Annotated in this window: 19 protein-coding genes; 15 read left to right on the top strand and 4 right to left on the bottom strand. The window is 43.1% G+C overall.

Features of this window, described 5'->3' with window-relative positions:
- The first annotated feature begins 587 nt into the window (after positions 1–587).
- From R7190_RS02310 to R7190_RS02285, 6 genes are all read left to right on the top strand, one after another.
- Entirely contained in the window at positions 588–1,532 is a 945-nt protein-coding gene (locus R7190_RS02310) for an ABC transporter permease (RefSeq protein WP_033906772.1), read from the top strand.
- A complete protein-coding gene (locus R7190_RS02305; RefSeq protein WP_053307879.1) occupies positions 1,529–2,482 on the top strand; it encodes an iron chelate uptake ABC transporter family permease subunit in 954 nt (317 codons plus the stop codon). Before R7190_RS02310 ends, R7190_RS02305 begins: the two co-directional genes overlap by 4 nt.
- A gap of 53 nt (positions 2,483–2,535) precedes the next feature.
- Positions 2,536–3,504, top strand: a complete 969-nt coding sequence (locus R7190_RS02300) for a siderophore ABC transporter substrate-binding protein (RefSeq protein WP_054701806.1) — start codon at positions 2,536–2,538, stop codon at positions 3,502–3,504.
- A gap of 94 nt (positions 3,505–3,598) precedes the next feature.
- The gene (locus tag R7190_RS02295; RefSeq protein ID WP_132936315.1) at positions 3,599–5,779 is read left to right on the top strand and encodes a TonB-dependent receptor; all 2,181 of its coding nucleotides are present in this window, start codon (positions 3,599–3,601) and stop codon (positions 5,777–5,779) included.
- A gap of 265 nt (positions 5,780–6,044) precedes the next feature.
- On the top strand, positions 6,045–7,655 hold the full coding sequence (locus R7190_RS02290; protein ID WP_186585143.1) for an ATP-binding cassette domain-containing protein: 1,611 nt from the start codon (positions 6,045–6,047) through the stop codon (positions 7,653–7,655).
- Positions 7,652–9,343: an ABC transporter ATP-binding protein gene (locus R7190_RS02285; protein WP_033906768.1), complete on the top strand. Its 1,692-nt coding sequence runs from the start codon at positions 7,652–7,654 to the stop codon at positions 9,341–9,343. The genes R7190_RS02290 and R7190_RS02285 overlap by 4 nt, the downstream gene beginning before the upstream one ends.
- Positions 9,344–9,546: 203 nt before the next feature.
- Here the strand turns inward: R7190_RS02285 and R7190_RS02280 are convergent, their stop codons facing one another.
- Positions 9,547–10,335: an AraC family transcriptional regulator gene (locus R7190_RS02280; protein WP_047101782.1), complete on the bottom strand. Its 789-nt coding sequence runs from the start codon at positions 10,333–10,335 to the stop codon at positions 9,547–9,549.
- Between the two features lie 98 nt (positions 10,336–10,433).
- Between R7190_RS02280 and R7190_RS02275 the strand changes: the two genes are divergently transcribed.
- The 3 genes from R7190_RS02275 to R7190_RS02265 all read left to right on the top strand — a co-directional run bounded on the left by R7190_RS02275 (position 10,434) and on the right by R7190_RS02265 (position 12,387).
- Positions 10,434–11,339, top strand: a complete 906-nt coding sequence (locus R7190_RS02275) for a DMT family transporter (RefSeq protein ID WP_158155415.1) — start codon at positions 10,434–10,436, stop codon at positions 11,337–11,339.
- A 145-nt stretch (positions 11,340–11,484) separates the two neighbouring features.
- The gene (locus tag R7190_RS02270; RefSeq protein ID WP_005375279.1) at positions 11,485–11,970 is read left to right on the top strand and encodes an acyl-CoA thioesterase; all 486 of its coding nucleotides are present in this window, start codon (positions 11,485–11,487) and stop codon (positions 11,968–11,970) included.
- A gap of 171 nt (positions 11,971–12,141) precedes the next feature.
- Positions 12,142–12,387, top strand: a complete 246-nt coding sequence (locus tag R7190_RS02265; protein ID WP_005375277.1) for a hypothetical protein — start codon at positions 12,142–12,144, stop codon at positions 12,385–12,387.
- Between the two features lie 367 nt (positions 12,388–12,754).
- Here R7190_RS02265 and malG read toward each other — a convergent pair whose 3' ends face one another.
- From malG to malE, 3 genes are all read right to left on the bottom strand, one after another.
- Positions 12,755–13,645: a maltose ABC transporter permease MalG gene (gene malG, locus R7190_RS02260; RefSeq protein WP_005375275.1), complete on the bottom strand. Its 891-nt coding sequence runs from the start codon at positions 13,643–13,645 to the stop codon at positions 12,755–12,757.
- 12 nt (positions 13,646–13,657) lie between these two features.
- Positions 13,658–15,232: a maltose ABC transporter permease MalF gene (gene malF, locus R7190_RS02255; RefSeq protein WP_005375273.1), complete on the bottom strand. Its 1,575-nt coding sequence runs from the start codon at positions 15,230–15,232 to the stop codon at positions 13,658–13,660.
- A 79-nt stretch (positions 15,233–15,311) separates the two neighbouring features.
- Positions 15,312–16,490, bottom strand: coding sequence for a maltose/maltodextrin ABC transporter substrate-binding protein MalE (gene malE, locus R7190_RS02250; protein ID WP_005375272.1), 1,179 nt, complete (start codon positions 16,488–16,490; stop codon positions 15,312–15,314).
- A 672-nt stretch (positions 16,491–17,162) separates the two neighbouring features.
- Between malE and malK the strand changes: the two genes are divergently transcribed.
- From malK to R7190_RS02220, 6 genes are all read left to right on the top strand, one after another.
- On the top strand, positions 17,163–18,281 hold the full coding sequence (malK, locus tag R7190_RS02245; protein ID WP_005375271.1) for a maltose/maltodextrin ABC transporter ATP-binding protein MalK: 1,119 nt from the start codon (positions 17,163–17,165) through the stop codon (positions 18,279–18,281).
- 421 nt (positions 18,282–18,702) lie between these two features.
- The gene (locus R7190_RS02240; protein WP_033906767.1) at positions 18,703–20,103 is read left to right on the top strand and encodes an undecaprenyl-phosphate glucose phosphotransferase; all 1,401 of its coding nucleotides are present in this window, start codon (positions 18,703–18,705) and stop codon (positions 20,101–20,103) included.
- 10 nt (positions 20,104–20,113) lie between these two features.
- Entirely contained in the window at positions 20,114–21,319 is a 1,206-nt protein-coding gene (locus R7190_RS02235; protein ID WP_186585141.1) for an outer membrane beta-barrel protein, read from the top strand.
- Positions 21,320–21,331: 12 nt separating this feature from the next.
- Positions 21,332–21,865 carry a polysaccharide biosynthesis/export family protein gene (locus tag R7190_RS02230; RefSeq protein ID WP_005375265.1) on the top strand — a complete coding sequence of 178 codons (534 nt, stop codon included), beginning with the start codon at positions 21,332–21,334 and terminating at the stop codon, positions 21,863–21,865.
- A 15-nt stretch (positions 21,866–21,880) separates the two neighbouring features.
- Entirely contained in the window at positions 21,881–24,061 is a 2,181-nt protein-coding gene (locus tag R7190_RS02225) for a GumC family protein (protein WP_005385847.1), read from the top strand.
- Complete coding sequence (locus R7190_RS02220) at positions 24,039–24,848, top strand: putative capsular polysaccharide synthesis family protein (protein ID WP_005375261.1); 810 nt, start codon at positions 24,039–24,041, stop codon at positions 24,846–24,848. Before R7190_RS02225 ends, R7190_RS02220 begins: the two co-directional genes overlap by 23 nt.
- Positions 24,849–24,850: the final 2 nt, after the last annotated feature.

Raw genomic sequence — 24,850 nt, 5'->3', positions numbered from 1 at the left:
TCTAATAAATCCTAAAATACAAACGACATCTAGACATCATCGTCACTACTAACTCCTCTTCCTGAACAAACTATCGTCATACCATTTAAATCAAACCTCAACCAACGAGCTTCTGAAGCGAAAAACATCCTTAAACAATAAGAAAGCTTAATGCTCTTTGGCTTTATTTTTTAATCACTTACCCAAAAGCACATGCATTAGCCATTGCCTTGTTTTTTATACGCGATTGATCTTTTTAGAGAAACATATATGAACCTCATTGCTTAACCGAAAAAACAAAGATATAATGAAAATAATTATCATTTGTATTTTAATTTTAAATCGAGAACCTCTTTCTCTTTGCATTGAAAGCGGCACTTTTCTTTTGCTAGTTAATCCAGTTTTAAAGCTAAATCAGCACGTTGAATTTTTAGGTATGGCCTAGTGATACTTTGAGGGCTGGATTGTGACCTTAATGTTTATAAAAAATAACTTGGTTATGTTTTGTTGGAATTTAGAACCTATATGCGAATAGATATTCATTATTCGTATTCCATCCCCAAGTCATAAGTTAAGAGAAACTCACTTTATTTTGGGGCAGATTCTGTATGAGTATTCACGTAGTAAGCCTGTTTTTTATACTGTGCTTAACTTCAATTTTCGTCGGCGCAAACCAACTAGATTGGTCGTTATTGCTGACCATGGATGACAAAGCTTGGCTACCGATTACTGCTAGCAGATTACCAAGGCTAATCGCACTAATTCTTACCGGATCTGGTCTCGCAATATGTGGTGTTATTCTTCAACATATTGTTAGAAATCGTTTTGTTGAGCCGGGCACCACAGGCGGTATCGATGCGGCAAAGCTCGGTATTTTGGTATCTATCGTCATGCTTCCATCCTCAGACAAGCTTGAACGTATGCTCTTCGCCGTACTATTTTGCTTCGCCGCTGGCCTTATCTACATTGCCATCGTACGAAAAATTAAATTCAGTAACTCTGCGTTAATACCTGTGATTGGGCTTATGTTTGGTAGTGTACTAAGTGCTATAGCGGAGTTTTATGCTTATCAAAACAACATCTTACAGAGTATGTCCGGTTGGTTAATGGGAGATTTCTCCAAAGTGGTCCAAGAACACTATGAAATAATTTTCTTGATTTTACCCATCACCCTACTGACTTACTTATATGCACATAAGTTTACTGTGATGGGAATGGGCGAAGATGTTGCGTCCAACTTAGGAATTAATATTGCGTTCACTGCCGCCTTGGGTCTAATGCTAGTTTCCGTGACAGTTGCTATAACAGTGGTGACCGTAGGTGCCATTCATTTTATCGGTTTAGTCATACCTAACCTAGTCGCACTAAAATATGGCGATCACCTTAAAAACACCCTACCAATCGTTGCACTAGGCGGCGCTTCGTTACTTATTTTTTGCGATGTCATAGGCAGAGTTGTTGCCTTTCCTTTTGAAGTCCCAATTGGATTAACAGCCAGTGCTATCGGGGGAGTCATGTTTCTTGTGTTTCTTTTGAAAGGAGCACGAGTATGAGATCACATTACTCAAACATGCGAGTGAGCATTATACTCGTTTGCATACTGTCTATCGCCTTTATCTTTACAAGCTCTGGGTGGGATTTTGATTACGTCATCCCTAAGAGGCTGATTAAACTTGGTGCCATAGTTATTGGGGGCAGCTGCGTGGCCATCTCTGCTGTTATTTTCCAAGCTTTAGCTGGTAATCGTATTCTTACGCCATCCATTATGGGATATGAGTCGGTTTATCTGGTTTGGCAAACCCTACTCTTATTACTAGGGGGCACTTCTGGCATTGCTACATTAGGTGTTGTCGGTAATTTCGCTGTCTCTGCAATACTCATTCTGTTGTATTCCTTAGCGATTCAATCTTGGGTACTCAATAGATTTAAACATGACATGCACCAAGTTCTGCTGATTGGCTTTGTTTTGACAATGGTGCTGACAACTCTTGCTCAATTTATCCAGCTCAGAATAAGCCCTGGAGAATTCTCTATCCTTCAAGGGCTCAGCTATACCTCGTTTGAGCGAGCGAAACCTTCTACGTTACTTTTTTCCAGTATTGCGTTAAGCGTTTTGGCACTCTTTGCTAACAGATGGTCACGCGAGCTAGATGTGATAGGTCTAGGTCGAGACCAAGCGATGTCATTAGGACTAAATGATAAGCAATATGTACCAAAGTTCTTTGCTGTAATCGCCATTTTAGTAGCAATTTCGACGAGCTTGATTGGCCCAACGGCTTTTATGGGAATTTTTATTGCCAATATTGCTTATTCCGTTACTAGCGCACCGAACTACAGACACATATTGCTCGTTGCTTGTGCTATTGCAATTGTCATGTTCTTGTCTGGTCAACTTCTGGTAGAGCACTTATTTAACTTTAAAACCACCGTCTCTATTTTGGTGAATGTCCTTTGTGGGGGATATTTCCTAGCCATCACGATAAGAACAAGAAGCCAAATATGAAAACTGTTACTCGCCTGTTTAAAGACAACTCACTGACAAAAAGGAAATACCCCATGTTTAAGAGCCCCCTACGTTTGAGTATCGCGCTTGCTTGCTGCGCTCTAGGAACCTTATCAGGTTGCGAGCCGGAAATAACTAAAATTGAAGATACTCAGCCATTAGAAAAGCTCATCGTGATTGAACACAATCTCGGAGCAACTACTATTTCTCATCGCCCTCAACGAGTGGCAGCATTAGATATGAACGAAGTGGACTTTTTAGATCAGCTAAATGTTCCAATCTCAGGAATGGTGAAAGACTTTGTTCCTCACTTTCTAGCGAAATACAAAGACACACCTGAGATAGCGGATCTTGGTGCGATAGTTCAGCCTAATATGGAAAAGATCTATGCCCTAAAACCAGATCTCGTATTGATGACTCCGCTACATGCTAATCAGTATGAAGAACTCTCTCAACTCGCTCCGACTTTACATTTTGACATCAACTACCGTAATAGTCGTGACCATCACGTCGATACCATTAAGAAACACCTTGTAGAGCTTGGTGAGATCTTTGAAAAGCAGGAGCTAGCCCAACAGAAAGTTGCCGAAATCGATGCAAAAGTCGCAGAAGTGCGCGCTGTTACGAAAGAGCGTTCTGAAAAAGCTTTGGTTGTCATGCATAACAATGGTGCTTTCAGCTCATTTGGCGTTGAGTCTCGTTATGGCTTCGTTTTCGATGTTCTGGGGGTAAAACCAGCGAGTGAAAAAGTGGAGACAGGTTTGCATGGTCAGCCAATTTCTAGCGAGTTCATTAGCCAAGCTGATCCAGACATTCTTTACATCATTGATCGAACAGCAGTAATGGAAGGAAAGCCTGTCATTGATGCGGAACACTTAGCAAACCCACTACTCCGTCAAACCAAAGCATGGAAAAACGACAACGTCGTTTTTGTTGATGCCGATGCTTGGTACATCACTTCAGCAAGCATCACATCTCTGAAAATCATAATTGAAGACATCCTAAAAGGTTACCAAAGCTAAATCTAATAACAATGAGTTGGATCTTAAGTAATTCAACACTCAATCGACGTCAGAACGGATGTGAGCTAGCCCAAACAAAGAAAAGGAATCTATAATGACTCATGACTATCATCAGATAGCGATGGACTCTTCACAGAAAAACAAACCAAGCCCATGTCATATCGCCCTCTTTATTTCACTTCAATTTAGTACTTTTGTCGTACCAATTAGTATCGCTCAAGCTGAAGAAGTCGTAGATGAATCAATGACAGTTTATGGTGAAGCAAACAGAGTTTATGCCGCTGGCAAAGTTTCTCACGCGAGTAATATAGGAATGCTTGGCGACAAAAACTTCATGGAAACGCCTTTCAATACGATTGGATACACAGAAAAACACATTCAAGACCAACAAGCACGCGATATCTCAGATGTAATCTCAGCTTCTGATCCCTCTGTTTTCACCAGCGGTGAAACCGGCTTAAACAAAGAAAGTTTCAAAATAAGAGGTTTCAACTCAGACATTAGCGACGTTATGCTTAATGGATTGTATGGTATCGCTCCTTATTACCGAACCTCTCCTGAAATGTATCAACGTATTGATGTACTTAAAGGTCCTGCTTCTTTGCTCAACGGTATGCCACCGAATGGATCTGTTGGTGGCACCATCAACTTAGTGACAAAAAGAGCACAAGAAACACCAATCACATCTTTCACCGGCAGCTACTTATCGGACACTCAATTCGGAGGACATATCGATATTGGACGTCGCTTTGGTACAAATGAAGAATTTGGTATTCGTTTCAACGGTGCATTTAAAGATGGAGACACCGCGATAAACAACCAAAGCAACAAAACTCAACTTGCATCATTAAGCCTTGATTGGCGTAATGACATTGCTTTCCTTGAAGCAGATTTTTACTACAGTACAGAGCGAGTTGAAGGTGCAAACCGTGGGTTAAGCATCGCTTCTGGTCTCAAAATCCCATCACCTCCTCTATCTGACACATTATTGACGCCAAGTTGGGCCTACAATGATAGCGAAGATAAAGGGATGATGATTCGCGGGGAGCTAAGCGTTAGTGACTCTGTAACTGTGTACAGCGCATTGGGTGGTAGCCGTACAGATTTTCATTCAAATGTACCGCAACGAATCAAAATCATCGATAACGAGGGTAACCTAGAGGTATCTCTCGGATCAGTTAAGCTTGAGAACAAACGGACTTCAGGTGAGATAGGTGTTCGTAGCAACTTTGACACTGGCCCAGTAGAACACCACCTTGTACTGAATAGTACTTACTTTAGAGAAGATAAAAATGATTCTCCAACAGGTAATAATAATCCAGCCCCTTGGAACTCGAATATTTATGATCCTGTTTGGGGACCAGAAAATTCAGTTTACGACAACTACTATGGTTTACCTATCGATTCAACTCAGGTCAGCTATGGCATTGCCGATACGTTATCTTTTGTTGATGGGAAATACCAAATCACGCTCGGCTTGCGTTACCAGAGCATTGATTATGAATCTGGAATAATAATGAACGGAATGTCGCTTCCTACCACCAAGTTTAAGGAAAGTACTTACACTCCCGCACTTGCAGCATTATACAAAGTTTCGAGCTCAGTTTCGCTTTATGGTAACTACACCGAAGGCTTAACGAATGGGAAAACAGCAGGCTCTAGCGCTGCAAACGCAGGAGAGGCTTTTGAACCCCAAAAAACCAAACAGACTGAAGCAGGCGTGAAGCTTGACCTGGACGGCTTTGCTCATACGTTCAGTTTATTTGAGATTAAAAAGCCAAATGGGTACCAAGATCCGGATACCAACATTTTTTCTTTCGGTGGTGAACAGCGCAATCGCGGTATTGAATGGGGGTTCTACGGCACACTATCAAAGGACTATACACTCATCGGTGGTATCGCCTATACAGATGCAGAGATTACAAAAGCAACAGATGTGACAGAGGAGGGGAAACAAGCAACTAAGCTACCCGATTTACAAGCTAAACTCGCATTAGAATGGAACCTCCCTGCGATGCGTGATCTCACGCTTATCGGCCAAGCGAACTATATGTCTGAACAATACATTGATGCACAAAACACTCAGGCATTACCTGCACAGACTATTCTTGATCTTGGCGCACGCTACAACTCAAAAATTGCTGAAACAAGCGTGGTTTGGCGCCTTAGCGTAAACAATGTACTGGATGAAGATTACTGGACAACCACCCACTATGCGGACCTAGCTCTTGGCGCACCACGTACAGTGATGCTGTCAGCTACTGCGGATTTCTAATCCCTCCACCTCCCCTTTAGCCTGCCTTCTAAGGGGGGACTTACTCCCATTTGGCTGTTCATGAAAATTCACAACAAATCAAAGGAAGTACTCATCTTCAACATTCAAGCAGACAAAGAGCTCGCAACACCTACGGCCAAAGTTAATTCAAAACATAATCCATCAACGTCCACTTCCATAGGCTTTATATGAAAAACGATAAGAGCTCAATATGCTCTACCACGTTCTCCTTATTTTCGCTTGATAGGCTAGATAAGGTGACAATATGATAAGTAAAATCAGCCAACATTACGTTACGCCTAGCTTAATGCCAGCCTTAAAGCCATCGATTAAGAAGCTTGCTTTGGGAACGTTTTGTGAAGCACTTGCCGCTGTGGCAAAAGTTGGTGCACTGCTATGCTTGATAAACCTTATCGATAAATTTGCAAACCAATGGATTTACGGTGCCATAGGACTTTGGGCGGCTAGCGCACTTGCCTCATCAGTGGGCTCGTGGTTAGTTCATGATGCCGAGTCGCAGTTTTCCACTCGATTACGTCGCCAAGTTGCTCAGCACTTGACGCGCTTGCCAAGCAAGACCATCTCTCAATATGGTGATAATCAACTGCGTCGCATAGTTTCCGAAGACATCAGCACGCTTCACCACATGGTTGCGCATTTGCCTTCAGAACTCGTGACATTCATTGTCGTACCCGCAACTTCTATTTTTATCATGTTGAATCTCACAGGTCCGGTAGCGATGCTTACTCTGCTCCCTGGTCTAATTGCATCATTGTACTACCTACTCTTTTTACCTAGGTTCGCCGCTAAACATGGCAAAGAGCGCATGACAATAATGGGTGATATCGTTACCGCAGTAAACGACTACACAAGAGGTATCCGAGTAAATCGAATTTACGGCACGCAAGCAGGAGCACTCGACAGCTATAATGATGCCACAAGACGCTTTACTCACGGCATAGTGAAATGGGTTGGTAGCGTTGCCCTTCCAGCAGCAATTGCTACCGCATTACTTCAAGCGGTTTCGACTTTCGCAATGGCCTATACCATTGGCTATGAATTAAGTCCCGTGGCAATGGCGTCGCTATTCTTTTTTGGTTTGGCCGTCGTATCACCCGCACTGAAGCTTGGCCATGGATTGGACTACGTTAACGCAGGAAAGAATGCTGCAAAGAACATCAGCGACTTTTTACAGCAACCACAAATAGAAAGTGGCAGTTTGAGCGCGGGAGAAAAACCGCTATCACTACAAGCATCAAATATCGTAGTGGCTAATGGAACTGTTAATATTATTGATAACTTCTCCCACTACTTCCCACGGGGTTCATTTACAGCCATCATGGGGCCTAGCGGAGCAGGCAAAAGTACGTTACTACGTCTATTAACAGGTCAAGAAACACCTCTTTCAGGCTTCGTTACCTTAGGAGGCAATCAACTGTCTAAACTCTCTGAGATATCCCGATACTCCGCCATACGCTATGTACCCCAAGATATCGGTGTACTCAAAACTACCATTAGGCAGAATTTGAAACTATCAACGCCAAGTTCAAGTGACGACGAGCTGAACCAAGCTTTGCAACAAGCTCAATTAAAGATTGACCTCAATTCTGATGCAAGCGTGCTTTCAGGAGGCGAGCAACAACGTGTCGCAATAGCTAACACATTTCTAACTCAAGCCAACGTTCTATTACTGGATGAACCAACCAGTGCTCTCGATAAAAATACGGCCTTCACTGTGATCAGAAATCTCGCGAAGTTTGCGAAAACACAAGACAAGATATTGATCATAATTACTCACGACTCAGAACTCGCGAAACTTGCAGACACTACATTGATGCTCAACAGAAAGGCTCAACGACAGGATGAAGAAGTATGACGGCTCACAATACCCTCTATTCCAATTCGACAATTCCACAAAGTGCAAAGCACCGTCTATATCGAGTCGCTATAGGTTGGGGACTAGTTGCATTATTTGAGGCAACGGCTTACACATTTCTTGCAATATCTATTGTCGAACAAGCTTCACCATTGAACGTCATAATAGCTGCTGTTCTAACTGTGATAGTTACCGTTATTGTAACTCGTTCTGGATTTCTCTCTGGTGCGAAACTGGCTGGGGATCTTTATTCATCAGTAGGTCATTCGCTCAGTAAAGCAAAGTTAGCTTGGTTTAATGATCAGCATAGAACTCAGCTCACTCAACTAGCAGAACGAGGAATACCTGGCTTTATGGCCATTCCTGCTCATCAGCTACAAACATTTTTACACGCTCCAATGTTACCCATATTTTTAATTATCGGTATTGGGGTCGTTGGAGGAGGTGAAATTGCACTACTCAGTGCCGTATTGTTACTAGTTGCACTGCTCGTTCAGTACAAGGCGCAAAGATACCTAAGTCGCTCAGATAGCGACCGACATGACGCAGAGCTTCAAGCGACTAAATCAACACTTGAGCTCATAGATCACCTTGAGTTACTTCGCTCAACAGCGGGGCCTGAGCGCTCAATCGAGCGTATTGAACAGAGTTGGCACGCACAAGAAGAAGCTCATTCAACTATTAATCGTAACGCTTCTATCGCAACCTTAGTATCAGGATTGGCAACGATTTTACCCCTTGCAGGTATCGCCATCTATCTCGTCTTAGAGCCGATTACTCAACCCTTATTAGTCTTGGCTTTATTGATATTGATTACCCGTGCAGCTGCACCTTTGGGTGAACTCGCGTTGGCAGGCTTTGCGATTAACGACGTAAAATCCTCAATTAAAAATTACGCTCAGTTAACGAATGTCCCTGTTCTGCCTGAGCCTAATCCTCAATTTGCAACCTCCCCCAAAAACCATAAGTTCGAACTGAACCTTGTGGGCCATTTAGATCTCTTTGAAGATGCTAGCACGGAGATCAAACAAGGTGATACCGTCGTCATCAATGGAGTCAGTGGCAGTGGCAAAAGCACTTTACTGGGCCTGTTTCTAAGGTTTGATGATCCTGACCAAGGTCTTATTTCGCTCGGAGGGATAGATCTAAAGAATATCCCTTATGACGTGCTCACCCAGCATATAGCCTATGTTGCTCAAGAACCGGTCATTTTTACTGGCACATTGGCGGATAACATTCGGTTAGGTAATCCCAATGCAAGTGATTATGAAGTTGAGAGCTTTGCAAGACACGCACAATTGGACAAACTTATTGACTCATCTCCTAAAGGAATACATCAAACAGTAGGACAAAGAGGCTCAGGGTTGTCAGGAGGTGAAAGACAGAGAGTCGCAATTGCGCGAGCTCTCATTAAAAAGGCGCCAATCCTCATTTTCGACGAAGCGACGGCAGCATTAGACGAAGCAACCGAAAAAAGTATTGCTCAACATATTCAAACATTGAACTCGACCGTGATTATTGTGACGCATCGCGATCAGAATATATGGTCACCCACATTGGAACTCACGATTGAGGGTAGAAGAGTTATAGTTGCACAGTACAACTCTACTTCCTTGAAAAGTAGGGACAAATTGGCGGCTGAAGAAACTAATAACAATCAATACTTAAATCTAAGCGGTGTCAATTGAGTTTTTTGTCACTTTAGCACATTGTATCATCTAAAGAATCTTACAGGCATGTTGTAAAGCAATAATAATAAAGCGAATTCTCAAGGTTATAATTCTGACTCAATCTGACACAAGATAGACGTAAGTCTTTCCAATACCATCAGCTTTTCGAGTCGGTCATCATACAGCGCATTGTCAATTTTTTTAAAATAGACTCTACACTTTTACAACAATCGATTCTTGTATTGCTCCGGTGTCATGCCGGAGTATTTCTTGAACATCGCGATAAAAGGGCTAGCTTGGTTATAACCTAACGTCAGAGCGACTTCTTTTACGGTCTGCCCTTTACGCAGCAACTCCATAGAATGCAAATAACGTACACGTAAGCGCCACTCAGTAAAGCTCATTCCTAATTCACTCTGGCAATGTCTCGCTAACGTGCGTTCTGTGGTATGCACTTTTGCCGCCCACTCCGCCAAACTGATCTCATCCGTCGGCGATTCTTCTACTGCTTTTAAAATCGGTTCAAGATACTTATTGTCGGTAGTCGGTAAAAAGTGATGTTCGACTTCTTGCTTTGCAAGCTGGTCCAATAACACTTGTACCAAGCGCTTGTCTTCATCAGTTTGCGCCACATTAATGTCTCGCTGACGAAAGTCCTCAATAATAGATGACACGATTGGAGTCACTTTGATCAAGCTCGTTTTAGTTGGAAAATGCGCCGTCAATTCAGGGGCAATGTTCAAAGAACAATATTCGATTGGCTTACGGTTGTAGCTAGTGTGACGAACTCCGGCGGGAACCCAAATAGCAAGATGTGGAGGTGCTAGAAATCTTGTGTCTTCTGCATCCATCTCCAGAATCCCACCGCTGATCAGTTGCACTTGCCCCCAAGGGTGGCTATGAATTCGTGTTTCTGTATTAGAGAGAAACGCTTCGAAATTCATAAATACATCTGATGGCGCACGATCGATTGATAAGGAGGGGTGAAGATTTCTGGCGCTCTTTTTCAAAATTGTCTTCCTATCGCTTACGATGTCTTTTAAGAGATACTTTTTATTATAAAGACCTGCCAGACTAGCGCCATCAATAAATGTGCTATAGGGTTCTCATGATTTATTTACTTCCGTTTTTCACCGTTATGATTTGGGGTGGTAACTCAATTGTGAACAAGATGGCTGCGAGCGCCATTGAACCAAGTGCGATGAGTTTCTACCGTTGGTTTGTCGCAATGGTACTCCTAACGCCATTTTGCCTGCCTGCAATCATCAAACAACGACACATTATTCGACCTTACTTAGCTAAGTTGGCGTTTCTTGCGTTACTTGGTATGGTTCTCAACCAGTCACTTGGATACTATGCCGGTTTAACAACAACGGCCTCTAATATGGCCCTGATCACCTCTTTAGTTCCTTTGCTCAGTGTGTTTTTAAGTGTCCCATTGCTCGGTAAATCTATATCAATGTTAAGTATCGTCGGTGGTGTCATTTCGCTCGGCGGCTTGGCATTTATGCTTGGTCACGGTGATATCACTTACTTTTTACATCAAGACTTAACGCAAGGTGACAGCTTAATGCTCGTTGCTGCCATGGTATACGCGGCTTATTGTGTTCTGCTAAAACGGTGGAAAATGCCATTCAGTAGTCTGACTCTGGTTTACATGCAGGGCTTCTTTTCTGTTTTGATGCTCACACCACTTTGGCTCTCTAGTGAGCAACTGTTACCAAGCCAAGATGCGCTACCGTTAATCGCTTATGCTGGTATTGCTGCTTCCATTTTCGCGCCGCTGATGTGGGTAAAAGCGATTGATTCAATTGGTGCTGATTCAAGCGCTATGTTCATGAACCTAATGCCTGTGGTTTCCGTCATACTTGCTTCAACACTAATTGGTGAGAAAATTTACGCTTACCACATTATTGGTGGGTTGTTAGTCATCTCTGGCGTTATCCTGTCGCAAATAAAAGTAAGACAGAGAAAACCATTGTCCAATTCTGAGATTGCCTCTACCGCCAATTAACATCTACACCTCAAGCCACAGAACTACGCTGTGGCTTGTCACTTCCAGCGTTCGAATAAAAGTTAATATTTTGTTTCATTCGCTATTCCCGAAAATTCATCTTGCTGCTAAATTGGGAAAACAATAACCCATCAAGGAAAGACAGATGAGCAGTGGTCAAAGAGACATTACCCTTCGCTTTTTAGCAGAACCCAGCGACGTAAATTTTGGCGGAAAAGTGCACGGCGGCGCCGTAATGAAATGGATCGACTTGGCAGCGTACGCCTGCTCTGCAGCATGGAGTGGTAAATATTGCATTACCGCATATGCTGGCGGCATTCGGTTTGTTGCGCCGATTCATGTCGGCAACTTAGTCGAAGTTAGCGCGAAAGTCATTTATACCGGACGAAGTTCAATGCACATTGCGATTGACGTGCAAGCCAGTGATCCAAAGCAAATGAAAAACAGACTCACCACTCACTGTATCGTTATCATGGTTGCTGTAGATGAAAACGGAAAACCAACCGATGTACCGAAATGGATTCCAGAGTCAGATGAAGACAAAGCCTTAGAGCAATCCGCTATCCGTCTTATGAACATGCGTAAAGAGATTGGGGAAGAAATGGAAGCACACGTTAAATATCTCAAGTAACTGGCATCCGTTAAGAACGCTATTAAGTACCTCAACGTTACCTAGACCCAGAGTGTGGAGCTACATCATGGTTTTGCCATTTGTTTCACGCTCGCCCTTCTCTGTCATAAATCCTTCACCTAGCTTTGCTTAAATCCATCCATTATTTTAGAGTTGGATAGAGTTTGGATCTTGAGACTAAAAGAAACGACCTTAAGTGAAGAGACGTTGACCAATTTAAAAGCGGTCGAGTACCAGTGGGTGAGAACCATGTACGTCGAGGGGTATAACGAAACAGAAATTAATCATTACATTCAAACTTGCTTTGGCGGCGACGTTACCTTTGCTAATCTATTTCGTCGCGTCGCACTGCAGCAAGAAAGTTTGTACACGCTGCTTCAATACGTTGGATGCGCACCTTCCAGCCGAGAGTTTTAATCTCTTCCTTCCCTACCTCAATTTAGCTTTTTACTAAGCTCTAGTTATTTATGTGAAGTGCTACGCAGGGCATTATTCAAGCCCTGTGTAATCCATTGCAAAGCCGCTAATCTCTATCTACTTATCGCAAAATTGCCTTTAACAGGCATAAAAAAACCTGAGTCTAAACTCAGGTTATGGTTACAAAAACTGTTAGTGATTGAATCGTAAGGAACTAAGCTAACAGCCAGCTATGCGTAACGCCAATAAAAGCCAAGATATTACTGATCGGCGGCCAAACCAAAATTGTAATATCCGTGCTAAGTATAAGGGCGACCATGTGGTCGCCCTTTTCTAGTTATTCTTATCAATCTCAGACCACAAGAGATTATCCTTTCACACCACCAGCGGTTAGACCACCAACCAACCAGCGCTGCGCAAGTAAGAATACGGCAGTGATTGGCACTGCTGAAAGTACAGCAGCTGCGGCAAAGTCACCCCACAAGTAGTTTTGTGGATATAGGTATTGCTGCATACCCACTGCAAGTGTGTACGAGTCTACATCAGAAAGCAGTAGTGACGCTACAGGAACTTCACCAATTACCATGATGAACGACAAGATGAAGACTACCGCTAGGATTGGCACAGACAGTGGCAGCAATACCAAACGGAATGCTTGCCATGGTGTAGCACCATCAAGAGCCGCCGCTTCTTCTAGAGACGAGTCAATACTTTCGAAGTAGCCTTTAATGGTCCATACGTGCAGTGCGATACCACCTAAGTAAGCGAAGATCAGACCGCCATGCGTGTTCAGGCCAAGGAAAGGAATGTACTGACCCAGTTTGTCGAACAACGCGTACAGAGCAACCAGTGCCAACACCGCAGGGAACATCTGGAAGATCATCATCGCTTTAAGAATGGTGTTCTTACCTTTGAACTTCATACGAGCAAACGCGTAAGCCGATGTGGTTGATAGCGCCACGATTAGGATTGCAGAAATACCACCCACTTTTACAGAGTTCCACAGCCATGTCATTACTGGGAATGGTGGCGGTGTAACTGTACCGTCTGGATTAGTCACCGAGAAACCTAATGCCAATTTCCAGTGATCAAGTGTTGGGTTGTCTGGGATCAGGCTACCCGTTGCAAAGTTACCTTCACGGAATGAAATCGCGATGATCATCAGTAAAGGGAAAATAATCAGTGCCAAGAATGCCCACATTGCAATATGAGTAGCCCAAACACGATACTTTAATGACTTACCTTGTACCATTGCCATTGTAATTTCTCCTTAGTCCTGAGCTACTTTAGTTACGCGTAGGTTGATAAGTGCCAATGCGCCAACCAATAGGAAGATAAGCGTTGCTACTGCACTTGCTAGACCGAAGTCTTGACCACCAGCACCTTCGAATGCGATTCGGTAGGTGTAACTTACTAGCAGGTCGGTGTAACCCGCAGGCTCTGATGTACCAATCATGTTTGGACCACCGCCAGTCAACAACTGGATAAGTACGAAGTTGTTGAAGTTAAATGCAAAACTCGCGATCAACAATGGTGTTAACGGCTTCAACATCATTGGTAGTGTGATACGTGTGAAGTTCGTGACAAAGTTCGCACCATCAATGGCTGATGCTTCATATAAATCGTCTGGAATCGCTTTTAGTAAGCCCATACACAAAATCATCATGTAAGGGAAACCAAGCCAAGTATTAACAATTAAGATCATGGTTTTCGCCATGAACGGATCAGAGAACCAAGCCGGGCTAATGCCGAATAAGCCTTCCAACAACATGTTGATCTCACCAAAGCTTTGGTTAAACAAACCTTTAAAGATCAAGATAGAAATAAACGCCGGAACTGCATAAGGCAGGATTAGCAACAAACGGTAAACTGAGCGACCTTTAAGTGCTTCCCACTGAACCACACTGGCAAGGACAAGACCAATAACAAGCGTAAACAATACGGTTAGCGCAGAGAAAACAATGGTCCAGATAAAGATACTGATAAACGGCTCTTTGATACCATCATCTTTCCAAACACGCTCAAAGTTGTGGGTACCAATGTTCACCACGAAACCTGGTGACACTGTGCTGCCAACAAATTGACCGTTTTCATCGACAGGCTGGTAGTAACCTACTTCCATATTTGGACGTAGCGTTTCTTCAGTCCGGTTGTTGTAAAGCGTTTCACCATCTTCTTGTAATGTGTACAAAGGCACAACTGCAGCAAATTTGCGCAGCCCACTCATACGGATATCATCACCGCTTGGCAAATGTAAATCGACACTGCTCAACGCACTGCGGTTCTTAACAATCGCCTTGATTGATTCTTTTTCACCCGTCACTTCTTCAATTGGTGAAAGATCAAACTCCGATGCTGAAAGGTTATCAAGCTGAAAAGTCGGGCTTGCAAGTAGCTCACCATCTTTTTCAACCACAAGTTGATGGCCTTGCTCCGTTTTATACAAAGTGAACGGGTAGCTATCACCACTTTGGTAAGTTCGGTCCAAAAGTACGTTCTGAGCGCGATCAAAAGAGAGTTGGTTCTTCGCGCTATAGTTGGTAAACGCCAAACCTATGGTGTACGCCAAAGGAAAAAGAATGAAAAGGATCATCCCTGCTATACCAGGGTAGATGTAACGGTGTGCGTACGTCTTTTTACTACCAAAGATGAACAACGCTAAAGCGGTAAGAATGAGCGTAAGTAGTGCAAACGCAATCTCACCGCGAGAATACATAAGGATTGTTGCGTAGCCATTGATGATGCCGACTGTGCCTAAAAGTGACCATTTCATGAACACTTTTTTGCTGCTCGGAAGGCTGGCTTCTGGTGCTGTCATAGCATTTGTACCTTGAACTGACTGCATAGGGAACCTGCTAGCGAATATAGAATAAATATAGAAAAGTAAGGAGGAGTTGCCTCCTCCTTAAAAAGGTCTTACTTAATTATTTAGTCATTTGTTTTTCTGCATCTGCAAGAGCTGCATCGACAGTTTGACGACCGTCAACTACGTTGATGATTGCGTTCTTAGCCGCACCCCAGAATGCGTTCATTTGAGGGATATTTGGCATGATTTCGCCGTTCATCGCATTGTCCATTGTTGCAGCGATACGAGTATCTGAATCTAGCTCACGTTGGAACGAGTTAAGCGCTACCGCACCTAGAGGCTTATCGTTGTTAACCATACGTAGGCCATCGTTTGTTAGTAGGTAGTTCTCAATGAACTCAACTGCTAGGTCTTTGTTTGGAGACGCAGTGCTGATACCAGCTGTTAGAACACCAACGAATGGCTTAGAAGATTGACCTTGGAACTTAGGTAGCGTAGTCACGCCGTAGTTAACGCCTGACTTCTCAATGTTGCCCCAAGACCATGGACCGTTGATCGTCATCGCTGTTTTGCCTTGGTTGAACGCAGACTCAGACACGGAGTAATCCATATCCGCAGAGATTACGCCTTTATCAACTAAGCCTTTTACGAAGCTCATTGCGTCTTTAACGCCTTCTTTCGCGATACCAGCGTCTTTAACATCGTAACCTTCAGAAGTGTATTTGAACGCGTAGCCGCCATCAGCCGCCATTAGTGGCCAAGTGAAGTACGGTTCTTTTAGGTTCCACATGATTGCAGACTTGCCGTCTTTTTTAAGTTTTGCATCTAATGCTGCAACCTCTTCCCAAGACTTTGGTGGGTTTGGAACTAAGTCTTTATTGTAGATTAGAGATAGAGACTCAACCGCAACTGGATAGCCGATCAATTTGCCGTCGTAACGTACTGCATCCCAAGCGAAATCAACGATACCTTCTTGAATATTCTTAGAAGGTTTAATTTCTGCTAGCAGGCCAGCTTCTGCGTAACCACCGAAACGGTCGTGAGCCCAGAATACGATATCAGGACCGTCGCCAGTCGCTGCAGTTTGAGGGAATTTGTCTTGAAGGCCATCTGGGTGAGCCACAGTCACTTTAATGCCTGTGTCTTCTTCAAATTTCTTACCAACTTCAGCAAGGCCGTTGTAGCCTTTATCACCGTTGATCCAGATAGTAAGTTGTCCTTCTTCGATGGCAGCATTAGCACCAAAAGAACCCAAAGCAACAAGAGTACCTAGTGCTACAGCGCTTAACTTTTTCATGTTCGTATCCTTTTTATATTTTTGATGTAGGGCTAGTCCATTGAGGTTCAGCCGTATTTCGACATATATCATCTGAAATAATCCAATATGTCTCATCCTCCTAATCCCTACGCCCTTACAATTATGACGTATTTTCGTGATCTAAATCGCCAAGGGTAAGAGACTCAAATCACAAAATGGATAGTTCCTGTGATCGGTTTCAACTTTAGGTGGTGCAATAATGTGATTTCCGACCAACTGCTTTCTTCCTCCTCCTTTTTTACTCCTCCCTTTCTACTCCCCCTACAATTATTTCTATTAGGAGGATGTCGCACTACGCACAATCTTAGAAACTGCAGTCATCCAAGAGTGGATGGTAAGAACCCTTTCCCAGCAGTGCCTACGTATTAGGAAAAAGATTTGCTGGTTTTGCATTGCCAGACGAGTGGAATGTCATTATTAGTGTTGTTTGTGGTAATTATTTCACGGGGGAGACAATACGAATAATGTGGGGGAGAGAAACTCGTACTTGGCTATGATGGGTAGCACTTCTATTCAGGACATTTTATTGAAGTGCTACCCTACTTTTCTTACCAACCGCAAGAACTTACCGATTCCTACTGTTACTGCTCGCTAGATAATTCATATAATGATGAGCGGTGAATAATAAAAAATTGATCGAGGACGAGCTACATGGCGAGTGTCACGTTAAAAAATGTTTGTAAAGCGTATGGCGACGTACTGATTTCTAAGAACGTAGACCTAACAATCAACGAAGGTGAATTTGTTGTTTTCGTAGGTCCATCAGGTTGTGGTAAATCTACCCTTTTACGTTGTATTGCCGGTCTTGAAGACATTACTTCAGGTGATTTGTATATTGGTGACCAGCGCATGAATGACGTCGAACCATCCAAACGTGGTGTTGGTATGGTATTCCAGTCTTACGCTCTTTACCCGCACCTTAACTTATATGACAACATGTCATTTGGCTTGAAACTAGCAAAAGCAGACAAGGCAGAAATCGACAAGCGTGTTGAACAAGCAGCAGAAATCCTACAACTAGGCCACTTGCTTGAGCGCCAACCAAAAGCACTTTCTGGTGGACAGCGTCAACGTGTGGCGATTGGCCGAACATTGGTATCGCAGCCAAATGTATTCCTTCTAGACGAGCCACTATCAAACTTGGATGCGGCACTGCGTGTAAACATGCGTGCACAAATTACTAAGCTACAACGCCAACTTGGTTGTACCATGATCTACGTAACGCACGATCAGGTAGAAGCGATGACAATGGCAGATAAAATCGTTGTACTAGACGGCGGTTATGTATCGCAAGTTGGTAAGCCGCTTGAACTTTACCATTACCCACAAAACCGCTTTGTAGCTGGCTTTATCGGTTCTCCGAAAATGAACTTCATGAGCGTATTCATTGATGAAGTAGAAGCAGAGCGCGTCAAAGTTCAACTATCTAACGGCGTATCTTTCTGGATTCCGGTGGATGGTACAACAGTTAACCGCGGCGACCGAATGTCTTTAGGCATTCGCCCTGAGCACCTATTATCCGCTTCTGAAGCTGATGCAAGTATTCACGGTGAAGTGATGATTGTTGAGAAGCTAGGTAACGAAACTCAAGTATACCTAAATCTAGAAGGCGCGGACGCCGACGTTATTTTCCGTCAGCCGGACACGCTTGCAGTCGACACTGGCGATAAAATCGAGATCGGTATTCCAGCTCATCGTTGTCACCTGTTCCACAGTGATGGTCGCGCATGCCGCCGCCTATACAAAGAAAACGGCGTAGAAGTCGAATAGTTCATTCGTCCTTACTCAAAAAAATCCCTCTCACTTGAGAGGGATTTTTTATCTTAATAAATATCAGCAATTCGATACTAAATCATTAATCGTTAACGAATCAAATCACCCGTTTCTTCTACCCTCACATAAACCATTGTCTTTGTACTGATACTTCATTTTTAATACTTTTCCTCATTCCTCATAAGTAAGTACCAGCTTTTTCCTAACCCGCCAAACTTAGCCAAAGGGCCAAATATCATTCTTATTTCCACTTACCTCTACAACGCAAATTTTTACACTTATCAACGAAATTACACGTGACAAAAAACTCAGCAGCATTCAACAGAATGCTCTGTGCACCAACTACTAATAACGTTCACGACACGGCAATTGGGGAAGACACCCAAGGGCGGTAGCGTGTCAGAAGGGAAACTGAGTCATGAAACAAAAAGGACTTATCCGCTCTCATGAGATGGAGTTCGCTTTTTTATATCGCATCTCAGATCTTGCTGTCATCGTCTCTTTTATGCTGCTTTTAGTGTTCAAAGACATGAATACTGCGATGGGGAAAGATTACGTCATATTGGCTTTCGTTGGAGGCATCTCCTTTCTATTTATGGCAGAAAGCGGCAATCTGTATCGCTCTTGGCGAACCAGTTCGTTTAAAGAGCAGATGTTTATTGTCTGTGTTGCTTGGGCGGTGACTTCTGCACTTATCTTTATTGTGCTGTATTTTTCTGAAGTCCATACCTTATTTGATAACACAATTTTAGCGCTGTGGTTTGCGATTACGCCCGCTCTGCTCTTAGCATGGCGAGTAACATTCCGTACCGGATTAGCCTATTTGAGAAAAAAAGGATTCAACACTCGCACTGCGATCATCATCGGCCAAACTCCTCACGGCATTACCCTAGCTAACGAAATTCAAAACCACACAGAACACGGCGTGCTTTTTGATGGCTTTTACGACGAACGATCTTCCGACAGATTGCCAAATTCTGATTATCCTATTAAAGGAGCTGTTGACCACGCCCTTGAGCGAGCTAAAAAAGGGGAAGTAGATTACGTCTATATCGCGATGCCAATGCACGCAAAAGAGCGCATTGCGTCACTTCTTAACCAATTCTCAGATACCACCGCAAATACGTATCTGATTCCCGACTTCTTCACTTATAACCTTTTACATTCTCGTTGGGCGCAGATCGGCCAAGTTCAAACACTAAGTGTCTTTGATACACCTTTTGCTGGAATTTCTTCTTGGGTAAAACGGTTTGAAGACATCTTGTTTTCGAGCATTATTTTGGTCTTAATCGCCCCTATTCTATTCGTCATTGCGATTGGCATTAAGGCAACTTCTAAAGGCCCTGTCATCTTTAAACAACATCGTTACGGTCTTGATGGACGCAAGATTGAAGTCTGGAAGTTCCGTTCAATGACAACCATGGATCAAGGTTCCAACGTGAAACAGGCGACAAAGAACGATCCTCGTATTACGCCTTTTGGCGGATTTCTACGTCGCACCTCTTTGGACGAACTACCTCAATTTATCAATGTACTGCAAGGGACCATGTCTATTGTCGGCCCACGCCCTCATGCCGTGGCACACAATGAAGAATACCGTCAGATCGTGGATCGCTACATGCTACGTCACAAAGTAAAACCAGGCATTACTGGCTGGGCGCAGATTAATGGTTATCGCGGCGAAACCGACACCTTAGAAAAAATGGAAAAGAGAGTCGAATTTGATTTGGATTACATCCACCACTGGTCGGTTTGGATGGACATCAAAATCATCTTTATGACCGTTTTCAAAGGCTTCACTGGTGCTAACGCTTACTAAGGTTAAGATTATGAAGAAACTGACAATGGCAATAGCATTGAGTCTGTTTTCTACTGACTTGCTCGCAGAACCGATGGCTTACCAAACCGAGTCTGGTATAGAGTTGATTCCCCTCGTAAAAACTTTCTACGAGGGAGATGACAACATCAATAAAGCGGAAAAATCCGGCAATGTAGAATCGGTCAATATTTGGGGTATAGAACCAAGCTTACTAGCACGTATAGAACGGAATCGCTATCGCGCAGATATTTTATATAAGTTAAAAGCGGGCTTTTCATCTGACGATCGCAACGACTTCGACGACCACACTTTTCAGTTTTCCAACTTTTTCGAATTTAATCATCGTCATCGTTTAGTGGTTGATTACCGTTTTCGCGTCCAGCATGAAGTTCGAGGAGAAGATATTACCGAAGGTAATGGTAGCGCAATCGACTCACCAATAGAGTTCAACCGTAACGATGTAAAAACCAATTATGTCTTTGGATCTAACGGTGCCAAAGGCAGACTCGAATTCGGTTTAGGCTATAGTGATAAAACCTATCAAAACTATCGTGACGGCTTGCCTGGTCGCACAAACGCTAAAACTAAATACAACGATTTTCGAGCTCCCAATGCACATTTGGAGTTCTATTTAAGAGCGACGCCAAGAACCTATTGGTTAGTCGGAACAAACCAAATCGTAACCGAGTATCAGCACCGAAATTCTGCGCAGCCATCGAAAGATAACAACACCAGTTTCTATTACACCGGTGCCGAATGGGAAGTCACAGGAAAAACCAAAGGCATCGCTCGAATCGGTTATCAAATCAAAGATTTTGACAGCGCTCAACGAGAGACATTTAAAGGCTTTAGTTGGGATATCGGCTTTGAATGGTTGCCTCAAGAACAAACTCTAGTCAGCGTGAAAACCACTCAGGCGGCGGTTAACCCCGATCAAGATGGCGATTACAACCTACAAACTCGTTACCGACTGAACCTGAAGCACGATTGGAATAGTTACCTTGCAACTCGCTTAGGTGCTGTTTATCAACAAGATGATTACACAGGAATTTCCAGAAACGACGATCGGTACACTCTATCTTTTGGTATCGATTATCAGATCAAACGTTGGATACAGCTGCAAGCCGATTGGCAATACCAAGATAAAAACTCTAGCCGATCGGGTTATAGCTTCGAACAAAACATTTGGACTTTAAGCGCACAGTTTTCTCTGTAAAAAGGATTATTAATGAAGGCATTCATCAAATTCATGAGTGTAGCGTTGTTGCTATTTAGCACTTTGGTCAACGCTGACTCAAACGAGGAAGATTACTTACTCGATACTGGCGATACCATTTCCGTGCAGGTCTATGGTGAAGAAGATCTTACGATTAAAAATATTCTAATAACGTCAGATGGCTATTTTGATTACCCCTACCTTGGTCGAATTAAAGCAATCAAAAAAACACCGAAACAACTCAAGTACGAAATAGAAACGGGCTTAAAAGGCGATTATCTCATCAATCCAAAAGTGATGGTCACCATCAATAATTTTCGTCTGTTTTACGTTAATGGCGAAGTCCGGAAACCAGGTGGATTTGAGTACCGTCCAGGGTTAACCATAGAGAAGGCCATCGCTCTAGCAGGCGGCTTGACCGACAGAGCCTCACGCAAAGGCATTAACCTAACCAAGCATAAAACGGGTCAAACGATGGAAGGGGTCAGTATGCACCGCAACGTTGAACCTGGTGACATTGTATTTATTGACCAGAGCTTCTTTTAAGTGACAGGGAATCAAATGAACGGGACTCATCCAAATAATCTCCAGATGAACAAAGTAGAACTGATTCGTTTTGGCCATCACTTCAAAGCGATTAAAAAGAATTGGCTAAGCATCGCAGCATTCACGCTTCTGTTCTCATTAACTTGTACTTGGTATATCTACTCCAAAGCATCGATATACCAAGCTACAGCTACGCTACTCATCCAAGAGGAGCAAAAAAGCGCCCTTTCAATCGAGGAAGTATATGGCGTCGACACGACAAAAAAAGAGTACTTTCAAACGCAAATCGCCATTTTAAAATCGAATCATATTGCAGATAAGGTCATTAGAGAGTTGAACCTCACCCAATTACCTGAATTCACAAGCTCAGGGGGGTTAAATAAAAAAATCGACCAAATAAAGTCGATTCCTTTTGTTCAAGACCTACTGAATGTGGCACCAAGCCCAAAAGAAACCGCCCAGTTTTCAGAGTCCTATTATCAGGCACTTCAAGCTTTCAGAAGTAAACTCGATATTGAGCCAGTACGTAACACCCAATTAGTCAGAATTCGCTTTCGTTCTACCGATCCTAAGCTTGCGACGACAATCGCCAACGCGGTCGGCCAAGCCTACATTGACGCAAATTTTGAAGCCAAATTGGTCGTTACACAAAATGCGGCTACTTGGTTGACAAATAACTCTCAAAAATTGGAGGAGCGATTACGTAACTCGGAGCAAGCGCTGCAAGAATTCTTGTTAAAAGAAGGGTTGATCGATATCAACGGTATTGATGAAATTTACGCAAATGAGCTAGAAGAACTCACTCGCAAGCTGAATATCGCTGTTAATAAGCGTATTGAAGCGCAGACGTTAATCCAACTGTTACGACGTAAATCTTCGCAAAGTTTAGACAGCTTGTTGTCAATTGATGAATTCGCTAATCAAGCGCAAATCCGCGATCTAAAATTGTCGGAAGCACAGGCAGCCAAAAATCTCTCTGAACTGGCACAGCGCTACGGACCTAAGCATGATCGAATGATTCAGGCGAAAGCACAGCTTGCTGAAATTCAATCAAGAACCCAGCAACTCATTCGTGACATTTCCTTCAGTAAGCAACAAGACCTTCTTGCTGCAAAAGCGCAAGAGGACATGCTTCGAGCAGAGCTCGATAACAAAAAGTCAGACTTCCAATCGTTAGGGTCACAAAAAGCGCGTTACGAACAGTTAAAACGCGAGGTTGAATCCAATAAGGCACTCTATGAAGCGTTCTTAAATCGTGAGAAAGAGACCAACGCCACCAGCGACTACAAGAATGTCACTGCTCGCTTTACTGATAAAGCCATCATCCCTCTATTCCCGGTGGCACCACAACGAATCAAACTGGTACTAATTGCCACCTTTTTTGGCTTTGCCATTGCTTGCGCTCTGGTCATCATCTTAGAAACGATGCGAGAAGTTATCCGAAGCACAGCCGATGTGCAGGAAAAACTTGGTGTTACGTGTTTAGGTGTGATTCCTATGGTCAAAAAACGCAATTTGCGTAAAAACGGCGTCAGTTATACCGCGTATTTAGATGATGAAGAAAAGCTATTTAGTGAAGCTTGCCGCTCCGTCAGAACCTCGCTTCTGCTCAGATTAACCAACACGAAGCAAAAGATATTGCCCTTTACCTCTGCTATTCCAGAAGAAGGAAAAACATCGACCAGTATCAATATGGCGGTGTCGTTTTCAAAAATGGAAAAGGTGTTGATCATCGACTGCGATTTACGTCGACCTTCCATCGCAAAGCGATTCGGTATTGCTGAATCAAGCCCTGGCTTAACGCATATCCTGACGATGGATACGCCAATCAAAGATTGTGTTACACATATAAAAGAAGCCAACTTAGATGTATTATCGGCCGGCCTAATTCCGCCAAACCCACAGGAATTACTGGCTTCTGATCGCTTTAAAAAGTTGCTCGAACATTTTCAAAATAAGTATGACCGGATCATTATCGATACGCCGCCCCTACTGTCAGTGAGTGACGCACTTATTCTTGGTCAATATGCCAATGGTCTGATTACCGTCATTCGCTCAGAATCAACAAAATCATCACTGGTTAACCTTGCGTTATCTAAACAAATACAACACTCAGTTCCATCTCTTGGCGTCTTAATCACACAAGCCAAGGCCAAGGAAGGAGAGACGCTCTATGTCCAGAAATACGCCTACTAACGTAAACCTATCTTGGTACCAAACCTTGAAAAGCCAAGAACAACCGGTATTGATCTATCAAATGGGCAAAGTAGGTTCGAGTGCATTAGAGCATTCCATTCCTAACTCGATTCACTTGCACGACCTTATGACCGTCGATGCGCAAAAACAAATATCCCCCGTTAGAGCGCAATTGCATAAGCCTCAGATCAATGCGTTAAAGCGACGACTAAAGCGTATAACGATGAGCCATATGTTAAAGCGCAAGAAAAAAGTTCGAATCATCTCGCTAGTGCGTGAACCAATCGGACGAAATGTCTCAATGTTCTTTCAAGCACTTCCTTTTTGGATGGCGGACAAATATCTAAAGGATGACAGCGCAATACGTACCGAACGACCGCAATTACTCCAAGAAGCATTTGATAAGCACATGAATCATCAATATGCGCTGCAGTGGTTTGACAACGAGATCAAACAACTAACAGGGATTGATGTGTTTAACGAGTCTTTTAATCACGAAGTAGGCTATCAAACATACCATAACAATAACTTCTCGCTGTTGGTCATTCGAAGTGACAAGCTAACAAAGGCTAACTCCGCAGTTGAAGACTTTTTAGGTTACCCCGTGGATGTTGTTTATGAAAATCAATCAGACAACAAATGGTACTCGCCACTAATGAAAGAATTCAAAACGCAATTTCAACCTACACCCGAGTACGTTGAAGAAATGCTGAATTCTAAATTGACGAAGCACTTTTTCTCAAATGCAGAAATCACCGACCTTAAACAGCAATATCTGACCAATTAATC

It is taken from the genome of Vibrio sp. 1078-1 (assembly GCF_033340475.1).
This window is presented reverse-complemented; position numbering and strand designations above follow the sequence as displayed.

What these genes read in the sequence shown, in the direction of transcription:
- R7190_RS02285 (WP_033906768.1), top strand. Translation starts at nt 7,652, where the DNA reads ATGACGGCTCACAATACCCTCTATTCCAATTCGACAATTCCACAAAGT.
- R7190_RS02310 (WP_033906772.1), top strand. Translation starts at nt 588, where the DNA reads ATGAGTATTCACGTAGTAAGCCTGTTTTTTATACTGTGCTTAACTTCA.
- R7190_RS02300 (WP_054701806.1), top strand. Translation starts at nt 2,536, where the DNA reads ATGTTTAAGAGCCCCCTACGTTTGAGTATCGCGCTTGCTTGCTGCGCT.
- malE (WP_005375272.1), bottom strand. Translation starts at nt 16,490, where the DNA reads ATGAAAAAGTTAAGCGCTGTAGCACTAGGTACTCTTGTTGCTTTGGGT.
- R7190_RS02295 (WP_132936315.1), top strand. Translation starts at nt 3,599, where the DNA reads ATGACTCATGACTATCATCAGATAGCGATGGACTCTTCACAGAAAAAC.
- R7190_RS02225 (WP_005385847.1), top strand. Translation starts at nt 21,881, where the DNA reads ATGAACGGGACTCATCCAAATAATCTCCAGATGAACAAAGTAGAACTG.
- R7190_RS02230 (WP_005375265.1), top strand. Translation starts at nt 21,332, where the DNA reads ATGAAGGCATTCATCAAATTCATGAGTGTAGCGTTGTTGCTATTTAGC.
- R7190_RS02240 (WP_033906767.1), top strand. Translation starts at nt 18,703, where the DNA reads ATGAAACAAAAAGGACTTATCCGCTCTCATGAGATGGAGTTCGCTTTT.
- R7190_RS02305 (WP_053307879.1), top strand. Translation starts at nt 1,529, where the DNA reads ATGAGATCACATTACTCAAACATGCGAGTGAGCATTATACTCGTTTGC.
- R7190_RS02290 (WP_186585143.1), top strand. Translation starts at nt 6,045, where the DNA reads ATGATAAGTAAAATCAGCCAACATTACGTTACGCCTAGCTTAATGCCA.
- R7190_RS02275 (WP_158155415.1), top strand. Translation starts at nt 10,434, where the DNA reads ATGATTTATTTACTTCCGTTTTTCACCGTTATGATTTGGGGTGGTAAC.
- R7190_RS02270 (WP_005375279.1), top strand. Translation starts at nt 11,485, where the DNA reads ATGAGCAGTGGTCAAAGAGACATTACCCTTCGCTTTTTAGCAGAACCC.
- R7190_RS02220 (WP_005375261.1), top strand. Translation starts at nt 24,039, where the DNA reads ATGTCCAGAAATACGCCTACTAACGTAAACCTATCTTGGTACCAAACC.
- R7190_RS02235 (WP_186585141.1), top strand. Translation starts at nt 20,114, where the DNA reads ATGAAGAAACTGACAATGGCAATAGCATTGAGTCTGTTTTCTACTGAC.
- malG (WP_005375275.1), bottom strand. Translation starts at nt 13,645, where the DNA reads ATGGCAATGGTACAAGGTAAGTCATTAAAGTATCGTGTTTGGGCTACT.
- malF (WP_005375273.1), bottom strand. Translation starts at nt 15,232, where the DNA reads ATGCAGTCAGTTCAAGGTACAAATGCTATGACAGCACCAGAAGCCAGC.
- malK (WP_005375271.1), top strand. Translation starts at nt 17,163, where the DNA reads ATGGCGAGTGTCACGTTAAAAAATGTTTGTAAAGCGTATGGCGACGTA.